The 13609-nt window shown below is 39.2% G+C and carries 14 protein-coding genes; 3 read left to right on the top strand and 11 right to left on the bottom strand.

Going from position 1 to position 13609, the window contains the following annotated elements:
• Positions 1 to 69: 69 nt before the first annotated feature.
• The gene (locus ACLJJ6_RS01935; RefSeq protein WP_412989785.1) at positions 70 to 2046 is read right to left on the bottom strand and encodes a peptide ABC transporter substrate-binding protein; all 1977 of its coding nucleotides are present in this window, start codon (positions 2044 to 2046) and stop codon (positions 70 to 72) included.
• A 636-nt stretch (positions 2047 to 2682) separates the two neighbouring features.
• Between ACLJJ6_RS01935 and ACLJJ6_RS01930 the strand changes: the two genes are divergently transcribed.
• The gene (locus tag ACLJJ6_RS01930; protein WP_412989784.1) at positions 2683 to 3978 is read left to right on the top strand and encodes an MFS transporter; all 1296 of its coding nucleotides are present in this window, start codon (positions 2683 to 2685) and stop codon (positions 3976 to 3978) included.
• Between the two features lie 380 nt (positions 3979 to 4358).
• On the opposite strand, the gene ACLJJ6_RS01925 is transcribed toward ACLJJ6_RS01930, so the two are convergent.
• The 8 genes from ACLJJ6_RS01925 to ACLJJ6_RS01890 all read right to left on the bottom strand — a co-directional run bounded on the left by ACLJJ6_RS01925 (position 4359) and on the right by ACLJJ6_RS01890 (position 10180).
• Entirely contained in the window at positions 4359 to 5012 is a 654-nt protein-coding gene (locus ACLJJ6_RS01925) for an amino acid ABC transporter permease (RefSeq protein ID WP_412989783.1), read from the bottom strand.
• A gap of 13 nt (positions 5013 to 5025) precedes the next feature.
• Complete coding sequence (locus ACLJJ6_RS01920; RefSeq protein ID WP_412989782.1) at positions 5026 to 5664, bottom strand: amino acid ABC transporter permease; 639 nt, start codon at positions 5662 to 5664, stop codon at positions 5026 to 5028.
• Entirely contained in the window at positions 5661 to 6494 is an 834-nt protein-coding gene (locus ACLJJ6_RS01915) for a glutamate ABC transporter substrate-binding protein (protein ID WP_412989781.1), read from the bottom strand. The genes ACLJJ6_RS01920 and ACLJJ6_RS01915 overlap by 4 nt, the downstream gene beginning before the upstream one ends.
• 14 nt (positions 6495 to 6508) lie before the next feature.
• Positions 6509 to 7249 carry an amino acid ABC transporter ATP-binding protein gene (locus tag ACLJJ6_RS01910; protein WP_412989780.1) on the bottom strand — a complete coding sequence of 247 codons (741 nt, stop codon included), beginning with the start codon at positions 7247 to 7249 and terminating at the stop codon, positions 6509 to 6511.
• Between the two features lie 299 nt (positions 7250 to 7548).
• A complete protein-coding gene (locus ACLJJ6_RS01905) occupies positions 7549 to 8415 on the bottom strand; it encodes a DUF6681 family protein (protein WP_412989779.1) in 867 nt (288 codons plus the stop codon).
• 22 nt (positions 8416 to 8437) lie between these two features.
• A complete protein-coding gene (locus ACLJJ6_RS01900) occupies positions 8438 to 8932 on the bottom strand; it encodes a hypothetical protein (protein WP_412989778.1) in 495 nt (164 codons plus the stop codon).
• A 156-nt stretch (positions 8933 to 9088) separates the two neighbouring features.
• A complete protein-coding gene (locus tag ACLJJ6_RS01895; RefSeq protein WP_412989777.1) occupies positions 9089 to 9529 on the bottom strand; it encodes a Fur family transcriptional regulator in 441 nt (146 codons plus the stop codon).
• 78 nt (positions 9530 to 9607) lie between these two features.
• Positions 9608 to 10180, bottom strand: coding sequence for a guanylate kinase (locus ACLJJ6_RS01890; protein WP_412989776.1), 573 nt, complete (start codon positions 10178 to 10180; stop codon positions 9608 to 9610).
• 136 nt (positions 10181 to 10316) lie between these two features.
• Here ACLJJ6_RS01890 and ACLJJ6_RS01885 point away from each other — a divergent pair, with 136 nt between their 5' ends.
• Positions 10317 to 10496, top strand: a complete 180-nt coding sequence (locus tag ACLJJ6_RS01885; RefSeq protein WP_412989775.1) for a hypothetical protein — start codon at positions 10317 to 10319, stop codon at positions 10494 to 10496.
• A 77-nt stretch (positions 10497 to 10573) separates the two neighbouring features.
• Here ACLJJ6_RS01885 and ACLJJ6_RS01880 read toward each other — a convergent pair whose 3' ends face one another.
• Positions 10574 to 11128 carry an ECF transporter S component gene (locus tag ACLJJ6_RS01880; RefSeq protein ID WP_412989774.1) on the bottom strand — a complete coding sequence of 185 codons (555 nt, stop codon included), beginning with the start codon at positions 11126 to 11128 and terminating at the stop codon, positions 10574 to 10576.
• Entirely contained in the window at positions 11121 to 11960 is an 840-nt protein-coding gene (locus ACLJJ6_RS01875; protein WP_412989773.1) for a PfkB family carbohydrate kinase, read from the bottom strand. Before ACLJJ6_RS01875 ends, ACLJJ6_RS01880 begins: the two co-directional genes overlap by 8 nt.
• Before the next feature lie 166 nt (positions 11961 to 12126).
• Between ACLJJ6_RS01875 and ACLJJ6_RS01870 the strand changes: the two genes are divergently transcribed.
• Positions 12127 to 13536, top strand: a complete 1410-nt coding sequence (locus ACLJJ6_RS01870) for an APC family permease (RefSeq protein ID WP_412989772.1) — start codon at positions 12127 to 12129, stop codon at positions 13534 to 13536.
• Positions 13537 to 13609: the final 73 nt, after the last annotated feature.

Genomic DNA, 13609 nt, shown 5'->3' with positions numbered 1-13609 from the left:
TACATCTTCTATATATAGAAAAAAGGCTAGTTACCCGCTAGCCTTTCCTCTTTTTAAGCGTTAAATCTATTAATCTTTGTCAGCAGCTTTAGCAATCTTTTCACGTTTAGCGTTCCAAGCAGCTTTAGCTTTCTTATATTGAGAAACTGTAACGGCCTTTTTCTGTACTTTCATGAACTTATAGCGTGCCGAACCTAAACCTGATTGTGCGTAAGGTTTTGTATATGGAACCACCTTTGTAACCGAAGGTGAACCACCAAGTGAATATACTGGAATTTGGATGCCACTGTTGAGAAGCCATGCTTCTGCTTTTGCAAACGCTTTGTAACGTGCGTTTGTGTCTGTAGAAATAGCTTCAGCTTTATCCAACAACTTAGCGTATTGATCTAATCCAACTGTCTTTACAACGGCTGCATCTGAAGCATTCTTGGTAGTTGCACTAGCATCAAGTCCCAATTTTTGTAACATTGAACCGGTTGTAGGGTTATAGATTTCAAGATAAGTCGAAGGATCATCATAATCTGGTGACCATCCAGAAGCGTTACTAATATCAAAATCGCTTGCTTTTCCAGTTGTAGCAGCGTAAGTAACTGCGTTATATTTGTCTTCATTTAGCATTTGAAGATCAATCGTCACATTCTTTTTACCTAATGTCTTTTCAACTGAGTTCTTGAATGATTTTGATTGATTCAAGCTGGTTTGTGATTTTTCGTCGACAGGTAAATCTAAATGAATAGTTCCCGTCACACCTTGTGCCTTCAATGCTTTTTGTGCTTTAGCAAGATATTCTTTAGCTTTAGCTGGTTTGTATGTGCCATCTTGAGCATCTGCCAAGTTTACATTTCCGAAGGCATCTGAATCTTTTTGAGACAAGTCCTTTTCAACTTGTGACCCGTAATTCTTGCCGTTAATACTTACGAATGAAGGTGGTGTCATTTCATTTCTCAAGGCTTTGGTTGCTCCTGATTTACCATTAATTTGAGCAGTATAGTTAGTCTTGTTAAATGCAAATTGAACGGCCAATCGGAAGTCACGATTTAAAATAGCCTTGCGCGTGTTCTCACGAGCTTTTGAAGATTTCTTAGAAGTTGCTGTATATGAACGGCGATTTAAATTAAAAGTAAAGTTGTACACTGAAGCATCTTGGTCAGACCACACGATGTTATTCTTACTTTCTTTTTCAACATCTTTGTACCCTGCAGAACTAGGATATACCCGAGCAGAAGTAAGATCACCACTCTTAAATGATTTGTAAAGTCCATCAGGATTACTGCCATCGTTATAGGTTAACTTAACTGTTTTGAGAAAGACGTTCTTCTTATCCCAATAACTCTTGTTCTTCTTAAACTCAATAACTGATTTTGAAGTGAAGTTAGATAATACAAACGGTCCATTATACAAAATACCGTCCGGCTCAGCTTTTCCAAAACTGCTTCCCTTCTGAGCTAAGAATTTTGCATTAACTGGGAACATTACACCATAAGTTAATTTAGAATTCCAGTAACTTTCTGGTTGATTTAACGTGTATTGAACGGTGTAATCATTTAATGCCTTGACACCGACTTTTGAAAAGTCTTTGGTTTTACCGTTTACATAATCGTTAAGTCCCTTAATACTATCTTGAACAACATACAACGTCTCAGACTTTGCAGCCACGGCATGCTTTAACCCAGTAACAAAGTCTTGAGCCTTAACTGTTGCATAATCATTTCCTTCACTGTCAACCCATTTGACACCTTTACGTAAATGATATGTATATGTCTTTCCATCTTTACTTACTGACCACGACTTCGCAAGTGCGCCTTTCAACTGGCCTTCAGCATTACGCTCCAAGAGTCCATCCTCAAAATTTGAATAAATATCACTGTTTGTTGCCCGCGACGAAACAGTATAATCCAAATTATCTGGATCTTGAACATAAACATAATTATAACTTGAAGCAAGTTTACTGTTAGAACTGCTTGCTTGTTTGCTGTTACCACAGCCACCTAATAAAAGTGCACTAACAAGGAAAGTAGTGACCAACCATCCTTTTTTCACTTTCATATGCTCAACTCCCTACATTAAATTTTATCTCCATTACCCTGTAAGCCTTATGAGATTATTTCAATAATACGTTCATCTAAATTTAATGTCAATGCTATTTTTTAATTTTTTTAATCTTTTGCAACTTTTGTTGACGATTATTATCGCAAAGAATTCGTTATATAGCAGCAATGTTGCTAACATGAAGCTATTTAGTATACAAGTCATTAATATTAAAATAAAAAAAGAGAATGGGAATAAAGAGTTCGCCTATACGATGATGCATGCTAACCATGCGTAAAGGAAAAAACATCAGGTACGAAAACCTGCACCTGATGTTTAACGAAAATTTGGACATTTTCAAAAATGATTGACATGCTTTGAAAGGAAGTATAAAAATGATTTAGAAGGAAAAATCTTCACAATTCTACTAAACACTCGAAAAAGCTCGGGAACAATTGTTTTCCTTTCCAGTATAATCGCTAACACCCAAGCCTGGGAAGCGGTTCGCGTCATTACTAAGATTAAGTACCCCATTATGATAAATCAAAAAGCCTTCTTAGATATCAATACTTTGAAAATAGATTGGGAAAAAGTAAAAAAGGATCCAAACTGTGAAGTTTGTGGATAAATTCTATAATTAAGGAGAATTAATTAATGAAAACGATAAACAAGACAAATGAAGGTTCAATACAAATTAGCGACTTTCAATCAAATATTCAAATAGCTAAGTCTTTTTCCAGTAATTTTATTAATTCCTTAAGCGGAAAAATGTTCACTTTTGGATTAGGACTAATGCTATTGGACCAAACTAGATCCGCTCTTAGCTTTGGTATAAACATGATTATTTCTCCAACAGTTGGAATATTATTTTTAGTCCCCATTGGGAATATTGTTGACTCTTATAAACATAAAAATATCCTCATTGCCAGTATGTCTGTGAGAATCTTGGCACTCACAATATTTGCTTTAGTGATTAATTCTTTTTCTGGAAACAACAAACTGATTCCAATCATTCTTTTTTTGATTATTGATGCTATCTCTACAAATCTTAACGACACTTGTTATTCAGCATCTATTCATGAACTAATTAGCTCCCAAAAAATCCAAAGATTAAGTTCCTTAACTCAAAGTGCAATCTCAATATCCTCGATACTATCTCCCACTTTAGGGGTTGGCCTATACAGTTTACTGGGTTTTGCTGGCTTTATATCGATTGAATTAATTGCCACTATCATTTCTTTTTTTATCATGCTATCGATGAGGTTTCACTATTTAAACGGTCCAACTAAAGAAGAACATCGACCTTTGAATGTCAAATCCCAGCTAACCACATTTAAATTAGGTTTAAAATATATGCAATCCCGAAATCTAATAAAAATTTTAATTCTTCTAAGTGTTAGTCTTAACTTTTTCTACACTGCATTAACGATTGGTATTCCATTTGTTCTTAAGTATCAATTACATACAGGAAACACTTCTATTAGTTTGCTCGAAACTGGAAGCGCGATTGGCATGCTACTAGGTAGTGTACTTCTGAGTATTCTCCCGGATTCTGGTTCACAGAAATTATTTTACAAACTTATGATTCCGTTAATAATTTTAGACTTGCAAATCGTTTTACTTGGTATTACTTTTTCGTTCTTTGAAGCTAACCTCAGCATAGTTATAGGTTGTTTAATAATGGGAATTATTGCTTTTATGTTGGTCATTTTGAATATAACTGTACAGGTTTATTTGCAAGAAACTGTTCCAACAAATATGTTGGGCCGTGTCAGTTCAACTTTAACAACTGTAAATACATCGATTATGCCATTGGGCACTCTATTTTTTACTTTTATTTTCCAATTCAGTCAAAAGGGTAGTATAGTCTTCATATGTAATGGGATAATTCTTCTGCTCCTTACTTTAGTAGCAACGCACCCCATCATTGACGCAATTAAGCATGACTAAAATTATACCCCACAAAATTTCGTGCAAATCTATATGAGAAGAGCAATATATCTTAGTAACGTTTGCACTAGACTTTTATGTGTGATAGGTTAAAATCTATTACACTTTTTTTGTTCAATGAACTAATTTTGCATATTACATATCGACTACGGATATCATTTTTTCCTTACCACCCGGCCCAGTATTCCAATGAAAATAACATTAATTTTGCAATTCTACATATAAATTGAACTATTACAATACAAGTTTTCTGTATCTGAGCATTCAAGTTCGAAAGTCTTGTATTGTATACGTTTAGGATTAAATCAAAAAACAATCTAAAATAAGCTCTTGACTAATCTTAGATTGTTTTATTAAATTTTGATTCAATTTGCTATTAATCAAGCCAAACGTCGTTCCAAATAGTGCGAAAGAATTGAAAGTAAGTAACAAACCACAAAGTACATCACTGCTAACGCCAAGAACATCGGGAGAATATAGTTACTATTCTGACCATAAATGATTTGCGCGTGGTACATCAAATCCGGTAACACAATAATGGTGGCCAGCGACGTATCCTTGATCAAAGAAATAAATTGACTCACAATCGTTGGAATCATTTTCTTTTGTGCTTGTGGTAAAACAACGTGCCACATTGCCTGCCAGTACGTAAGGCCGTTGGCACGCGCGCCCTCCATTTGACCAGAATCAACAGCACCGATCCCGCTGCGAATAATCTCCGCTAGCATCGCCGATTCGAAAATGCTGAGTGCCAAAATTGAAGACCAAATCGGATTTAAACGAACCCCGATATTGGGAAGGCCGAAGTAGGTGAAGAAAATGATTAACAGTAACGGCAAATTACGGATTAAGTCAATCACAAACCCGACAAACGCCGAAACGTACTTGATTTTAATGTACCGAATTAGGCCTAAAATTGCCCCTAGGATATAACTGAAAACAATCGAAGCAACGGAAACTTCAATTGTAATCCACAGTCCTTCTAATAGATAATGGATATTCACCCATGAGTACGCATTGACAAAGTTTTGCATTTTTCTTCACCCCCTAATCCAAACGTTTTTCAAGATAACGCATGTAGTAACTGAGCGGCATGGTAATGATCAAATACAAAACTCCCACCACAAAGTAAGCATTCAACGTATCAAAACTGGTTGAAGCGATGGTGTTGCCCTGATACATCAGATCAAAGCCCGCAACAAAGGCCAGCACAGATGAATTTTTAACCAAGTTGATAAATTGGTTTCCTAGCGGCGGAATCACAATCCGAAACGCTTGGGACAGGACCACATAACGCATCGCCTGGGAAAATGTCATTCCATTTGCCCGCGAGCCTTCCATCTGACCTGGATCAACTGACTGAATCCCTGACCGGACTGTTTCCGCAATAAATGCCGAAGTATAAATGGTTAGGCCGATCGTGCCGGCAGTAAACCCATTGACTTTAACAAAGAACATCGGAATCACCACATAAAAGAACATGGTAATAACCAATAACGGAATATTACGGAAAATTTCAATATAAACGCGGGCAATGATTCGCAACGTTTTACTTGGTACAACTTCAAAAATTGCAAAAAATGAGCCAATAATTAAACTGAAAAACAATGCCAGAATACTGCATAATAGTGTTTGGCCTAGACCATAAAGAAGGTCTTGCCAATGATTTGTGATAATACTAATCATTTTTCTGCCTCCTTATAGTCAAAGCCAGCAATATTTCCGAACCATTTTTTAACGATGCGATCATATTCACCGTTCTTACGGATTTCTTTGAGAGCTTGGTTAATTTTCTTTACGAAAGCTTTTTGTCCCTTATTAACGGCAATTCCGTATGGTTCTTTCGTAAAGGTCCCCCCGACAACTTGATACCCGGGATTTTCAACTGCCATCCCTAGCAAAATGCCATTATCGGTTGTAAGTGCTTTGCCTTGCCCGGATTTAAGGGCTTGCAGCGCTTGCGCATAATCTTGAAGTTCCAAGACTTTTGCCTTGGGCGCTACTTTTTCAAAATTAGCTACCGAATTTGCACCGGTAACTGCCAAAACCTGTGTCCCACTTTTGTTCAAATCCTTCACGCTTTTGATCGGACTGCCCTTTTTAACCAGCAGCGATTGTCCCGCATTAAAATAGTGATCAGAAAAATCAACCACTTTTTGACGGTCAGGCGTAATTGTCATGGTCGCAATTACGGCATCAATATTCCCATTTTTCAGTAACGGAATTCGTGTTTGACTGGAAACCTGAATAAAACTGGCTTTGCCTTTAGACCCCAAAATCTGCTTCGTCAAGGCCTTGGCAATATCCACATCAAATCCTTTAATCTGCGAATCCTTAACATCCATTAATCCAAATAATTTTGTATCGGCTTTAACGCCCCAAACGATGGTGTCGGTCTGTTTAGCACGCGTTAAAACGCTTTGACTGGAAGCTTTTTTGGTTCCGCAGCTGCTTAAAACAAGGAGCAACGCAACCATCGAGGCCAGCAGTCCCAAAGATCGTATTAATTTCTTCATGCGTGCGCCTCCTTTTAATGCTTAATAATTTTGCTGAGGAACTGACGTGCTCGTTCATTACTTGGCTGGCCGTCAAAGAAACTTTCTTTAGTATCATCTTCCAGAATTCTGCCGTCGGCCATAAAGATAACCCGATCGCCCACTTCACGGGCAAAGCCCATTTCATGCGTCACTACCAACATTGTCATGCTAGAATCGCGAGCAATATCTTTCATAACGTTCAAAACGTCATCAATCATTTCGGGATCTAACGCTGAGGTTGGTTCATCAAATAAAATGCATTTTGGACGCATGGCTAGACTGCGGGCAATTGCAATTCGCTGTGACTGTCCTCCAGAAAGCTGTGCGGGATAGTTAGCTGCTTTATCTGCTAACCCCACCCGGTCCAAAAGTTCCATGGCAACTTTTTTATTTTCAGCTTCGTCGCGTTTCAAGACAATTCTTGGTGCCAACATAATATTTTCCAAAACCGTTTTATTTTGATAAAGATTGAAATGTTGGAAAACCATTCCGACGTTTTTACGAATTTTGTTCATATCCGTCTTTTTATCTGCTAAATCGAAACCATCGACGATTAGCTGACCACTGTTAATCAATTCCAGACCGTTAACGGTCCGAATTAAAGTACTTTTACCTGAACCAGAAGGCCCGATTAACACAACCGTTTCGCCTGATTCAATCGTCAAATTAATATTATGCAAAGCATGAAAACTTCCATAGTACTTTTCAACATTGTGAAATTCGATCATTGACATAAGTTTTACCTCGTTTTCTTTCTATGTACTACACCATCAAACAGAGGGTCAAAAAGTTTCTAAAGCCCTTAGTTTAATTGTAACCCTAAATGTAATACAAAAATCCATTATTTCAATTCTAATTGAGAAAAAAGAAACTGTCAAAATTTAATGATTTTGATAGTTTCTTTCTCATGATTATTTCATTGTTTAGTCAGGTTCCCTCGAAATTTCTAGCGCACTATTTTCAGGCTGTGCCAGAACCGGACCCGTCTTAAATTTCAATCACTCACAGTGTCACAAGTCTGAAAACTGTGCATTTAGTACGAGCGGCGCCGTGTCGGCTGTGCTGTGTCCTCACGTTTTTGATAAGCCATTTGAATTTTAGCCCGATAAGGCGTGTCTTCCGTCATTAAACTAGAACGACCGGCAAATTTACGTTGACCACCAATCAAAACAACCTGTGCTAAATAAAGCTGATACTGTTTCTTGGCCTCAAAGTAATTCGATAGTCCTACACTTGCCACACGACCTATCTGGACTAAATTCATCTGGTTCATGCCCGCATAAATATTGGCCTCACCATTTTCTTCGCGTAATTCAAAGTATGGGAACGGTATACCTTCACCAATCGCATAAAAAGAAGTAGCCTCAGTGGACTGCAGATGCGTCAGGATTTCATCATCCGTCAGACCTTCATAATCAGCCATCGCAAAATTGTTTTGAATCATTTGCTCTGCTAGTTGGTTGATATTAGCCATTTCACGCTGATTAGACTGAATGGTTGCCGGTAAGATAGTGTTTTTCTCGAAAATACCCGTCGAGGGAACAATCGTTTGACGGCCACGCTCAGAACGATTTAATCGTTGTCGTAAATTTTCGTTTTCAGCCGCTTCCCGTGGTTTTCCACCCAGTAATTTTTCAATTTTAGGTGAGATATCAAACGGTGCCGGCTTCGTTGTAAAGTAATAGTAAGCGTTCATAATCAAGAAATATAAAAAGATCAAAAAGACCGCAATAAATCCTAATCCGCGCACCCACCGCCCATTCTCAAAAAAGCGGTAGGACAGGTACAACATGTAAAAGTTACCGATAAACCCAATGATAATATAAATGCGATTCTTCAATTTCAAATTGACATTAATATACCCTAAGTAATGGTTAATCATATCAATGATCGTAAACAACTTCTCTCACCCCTTCTCCGAATTAATCACTAGTATCGTCTTGCGTTGTGGTGGTGCTACTTGAAGAACTCACTTCGGCCGCAGAACTCGTTGCACTAGAGGACTGTGCAGCACTAGAACTGCTTGCTTTCTTAGCTGTGGAAGCACTGCTTGAATAAGTTGTGTTGGCGCTACTGCTAGTGCTAGTATCCGTTGAAGAAGTATCATCCGTCGAACTTGCTTGCGTCGTGTCATCTGAACTTACAGAACTGCTGTCTTCAAAAGAGACGCTTGAGCTTTCATCACTACTTGAGCTACTGTCTTTGTCCTTTTGCTTATCATCTGAGCTGGTTTTTTTAGATGAATCTTTGCTTGCATCTGAAGAAGAGGTCTTTAAAACAGTCTCTGTTCTCGTGTTCACAGAACCACCTTCAGATGTGCCGGTCACCTTATTCACCACAACATTGGTTGCACTTAACGCAATTAAGATACTGACGATTGCAAATGGTGTGATAAATGGTGGCGTACGATATGCCATGCTTGCTCCTCCCTTTTAATTGACACACGGCAGTTTGGCTGCTTTATAATGTGCCCCGTTTCCTTTATATTGACTAGTTAGATTTTAACAAATCTGACATTAGTTTACAGAAGAAACATTAAAACCATATTAATTCTTTAAACTTTCTAAACTTTATCAATTGGCACGCTGTTTTTGTGCACAATCTGCGCATAATCCGTACAATTCAAAACGGTGCCCCGAAATTTCGTATCCAGGTAACTGGCGTTCAAAGAAATCCAAGGGGCACATCTCAACTTCCTCAACTTTACCGCAATTCGTACAAATAAAGTGGTGATGGTGTTGCTGTGTGACATCGCACTGATACTTAACTTGTGCATGCTCATCTTTAATAATTTGTTCAACTAACCCGATTTGTTCAAATTCTTTTAAATTTCGATAGACTGTATTGTGACTCATTTTGGGAAAAACGGCACGCATCTGTTCATCCACTTTGGTCACATCCACATAGTTATCTTCATGCTGTGCCATAATCTCAATTAAAGTTTGCCGCTGTTTTGTGATTTTAAAATGATTTTGTTGTAAAATGCCAATTGCTTGTGTGATTTTTACATCCATTTTTATACTTCCTCTAATTTAAATAGTAACAATTACGCTTTAGAAAAAGTTTAGCATAAACTTTTCTAATAGAACAGCTTATTGATTGGCCACCGTTTGAATAAGCCGTTTCATAATTGCATCAATCTGAACACGGGCTGCTTGCCAATCATCATTTAAAATTACATGCGCTTTGGCAGCTAGTTCCGTTGGCAATTGCAGATCACGTTGATATTCCTTACTGGTAATGCGCTGACGTACCATTTCGGTAGTATCCCCACGTTTTTTTAAGCGATGAATCAGTCCTTCTTGGTTAGAGACCGTTAAATAGAAAACAACGACCTGATCCGCTAATTTTTTTTCATAGGTAATAGCACCCTTGGTATCTAAAACGATACTGGCAAGCGGATTATGCTGCCAACCACGCTGCAGTCCCTCATAGGAGGAGCCATAATGATACCCCGAATAAACCACATTTTCAAGATAATGATTCTCAAAAAAACTGCGTTCCGTTTCAAAATAATAATCCTTACCGTCCACTTCCCCCTTGCGTGCGGGCCTGGTCGTGTGCGTAATAACTTGAGGGATGTGATAATAAGTTTTTAAATAATCACTGACAGTTGTTTTACCAGTACCAGTTGCACCGGTAATGACGATGATTTTGTTCGACATTTTTTCCACTCCATAGTAATATCATTTGTCTTTTATTGTAACATGCTGTAGAATAAAAAAATAAACTTATATGTAAGCGATTTCCTAGTTTTCTGAAAGGCTTACAAACCGAAAAAATACAAGGAGTTTGAATATTATGACATTTGAAAACTACAGCCACAACTGGTTCACTATTGCACTGGATACAGAGAAACAAATTTTTATCGCCAATGACAAAACCAATCCTGAATTTGAAGCGACTGGGATTACGATTGAATCGGCTGTGCAGAATTTAAAAACCATTATGGCCATTGAAGGTAATCTGCGGGAGGCTTAAGTTTGTTGAACACCCATTTGGAAAACAAACCAAAAGAATAGCCATCAGGATCAAATTTAAGATCCTGATGGCTATTTTCAATCTAATCCTTGAGAACGATTTAGGACCTTCTTTAGCGGATAATATAAGATCATGACCAGTATAAAGGTTGTGATCGAATTTACCACTGTGGCCGGTTCACTGGCCAGCGCACCTACAACTGCCGCATGCCACTGCATCCCTTGATAAAAGACCCCTTCAATCACCGAATTACCAAATGAGGTGAAAATTTTAGTTAGGCCGGCAACAAACGCCACCACCACGATATGCCATTTGTGTGTATCATCTCGGTGTAGGCTGCGAAAAACTAAGGTGACCACTGCCGCGACGATGATGACTTCTAAAATCGTTAAATAAGCAGTACTGGCATACCCATGTGTCACATCAAATAACCCTAAGCCAATGGAACCGGCAAGGGCGCCATAACCAAACCCCAAAAATAGAATTGCGAGAGCGGTCAGGGCATTTCCAAAGTGCACAAACGGGCGGCCAATCATTGCTGGAATCGGAATTTGAAAAACGGAAATTCCGATAAAAATAATGGCCGCAAACAGGGCTGTGAGGACGATTCTTCTTAATTGCTGATTACGCATTCTGCTCCCTCCTATACTTTAGCGCCTTTGCGAAAACACTCTGAATTTGAATCCCCATCCGCGGATCCCGTAGCTGCTGATTTGCAGTCTCAGCCACAGCCTGGCTTGTCCACTGATTGGCTAGTTCTAAACTTTTCGTAAATGGCGTTTTTTTCAATAACAATCCCGTCACCACACTGGTAAACAGATCTCCGGTTCCCACGTAGTTACCTGGAATTTTTTCAGCAAAGCTGTAGTGAAGTTTCCCGTGTACTAAAAAGGCTGTGCCGACTTGCTCGCCATGCACAATTCCGGTAACGGCAACTTGTTGAATACCTGTCTTTTGAATCAGTTTTTTTAAGATGACTTCAATTTGGTGATCCTCGTTTTTTTGAGGAATTGGTTCCCCACTCAAAAAAGCGGCCTCTGTCAGGTTAGGTAGTAATACTTGCGCATATCGACAGAGTTTTAAATAGGCAGTTCCTACAGCAGGTGTCATTCCCGCATACAAATGACCCGAATCCGCAAACGCAGGGTCGATGACAACCAAAGCCGCAGCATTTTCGGCCAATAATTTCATTAAAACGGCAAAAATTTGCGGATCTGCTCCCAAATAGCCCACCAAAACACTGTTAAATTGAATCTTATTTTTTTGCCAGTGTTCACGGAAACTTTCAAAACTCGGCGCAGTTGGTACGGTGGCTGGTTGTCCAAAACCGCCTGTATGCGTTGATAAGACTAACGAGGGAAAACTAGCCGGCTGCATTCCAAATGCGGTCAACACGGGCAACGTTATACTTAATGAGACCGCCCCCACTGAAGATAGGTCTTCAACAATTAAAGTTTGTGGCATGCGCAGCCCTCCTTAGAAAATATTTTTTATTATACCACGAGGCCTTCCAAAATTCTTTCAATTTTATTGTGAGGATTTGCCTTTTCTCATTGACTTTTAATCTTTTCCTAGATATAGTCTAATAAGCTGTTCTTATTTGATTTTCAAAAATTTGGGAGTGTTGTGTATGTCATCATTACGTGGACGTTTGTTCCGTAAAGAAAGTCGCGATCGTTATATCGAACGTGATAACCGTTTTGAAAAAACAATTTCTGGTGGCGACTTAATTGCCCTAGGAATCGGTGCTGTAATCGGAACTGGAATTTTCATTCTTCCCGGAACCGTAGCTGCTACTAAAGCTGGTCCTGCTATTATTCTTTCATTTGTGGTAGCTGCGATTGTGTGTTCTGTCGCCGCGATGTGTTACGCTGAATTTTCTTCAGCACTTCCGGTCGCCGGCAGTGCCTATTCTTACGGCAACGTCATTTTTGGCGAATTAATCGGCTGGATTTTAGGTTGGGCTTTAATCTTAGAATATGTGCTGGCCGTTGCCGCCGTTTCAACTGGGTGGTCTGCTTATTTCAGCTCGTTTATCTCCGGGTTCGGGTTAAAAATTCCAAAAGCGCTATCCGGTCCGTTTGATCCTGCTCACGGCACTTATATTAATTTGGTCGCCATTATTATTGTCTGTTTGATTGCTTTCTTCCTTTCGAAGGGCTTAAAATCATCCATTCGCATTAACAATGCCATGGTGATTGTCAAAATCGGAATCATTGTGCTTTTCTTAATCGTGGGCGCTTTCTACGTGAAACCCACTAATTGGCATCCATTTTTACCGTTTGGCGTTAAAGGGATGTTCCAAGGCGCTTCAACCGTGTTTTTTGCTTACTTAGGCTTTGACGCTGTCTCTTCATCGGCTGCCGAAGTTAAAAATCCTGATCGCAATATGCCATTTGGAATTATTGGCACCCTGATTATTGCGACGGTGCTCTACATTGGCGTTTCGGTGGTTTTAACTGGAATGGTACCATTCACAAAACTAAACGTGGCTGACCCAGTGGCCTTTGCCCTTCAAGCTGTTAATCAGAATTGGATGGCTGGGTTACTTTCTTTAGGCGCTTTAGCCGGAATGACCACCATGATGGTCACCATGATTTACAGTAGCTCACGGTTAGTTTATTCAACTGGTCGTGATGGGTTATTGCCTAAAACACTTGGTGAAGTGAGTCCTCACAATCATTCGCCGCTCCATGCCATGACTGTCGTGACGATTGTGATCGCAATTCTAGGCGGCCTTGTTCCTTTAGATCAATTAACCAACTTAGTCAATATTGGTACTTTGATCGCCTTTACGGTCGTTTCTTTTGGGATTATTCCTTTGCGAAAGCGCAAGGATATTCCTATTCATGGGTTTAAAGTTCCCTTCTGTCCTGTTCTGCCGATTATTTCTGGTTTGCTGTGTATTTTCTTAATGACAACCTTATCAGCGGAAACTTGGATCGCTTCACTAATTTGGTTTGCTTTTGGCCTGCTGATTTATTTCACGTATGGCATTCACCACAGTCAGCTCGCACAGTCCGATCAACCAAAAGAATAAAGAAACAGCTGCACTACCGAAGTCAGCTCATTCAAGCGTAGTTTTGAGGCTAAAAGCTTTGAAACGACGCTTT

It is taken from the genome of Pediococcus siamensis (assembly GCF_047220215.1).
Classification (GTDB): domain Bacteria; phylum Bacillota; class Bacilli; order Lactobacillales; family Lactobacillaceae; genus Pediococcus; species Pediococcus siamensis.
This window is presented reverse-complemented; position numbering and strand designations above follow the sequence as displayed.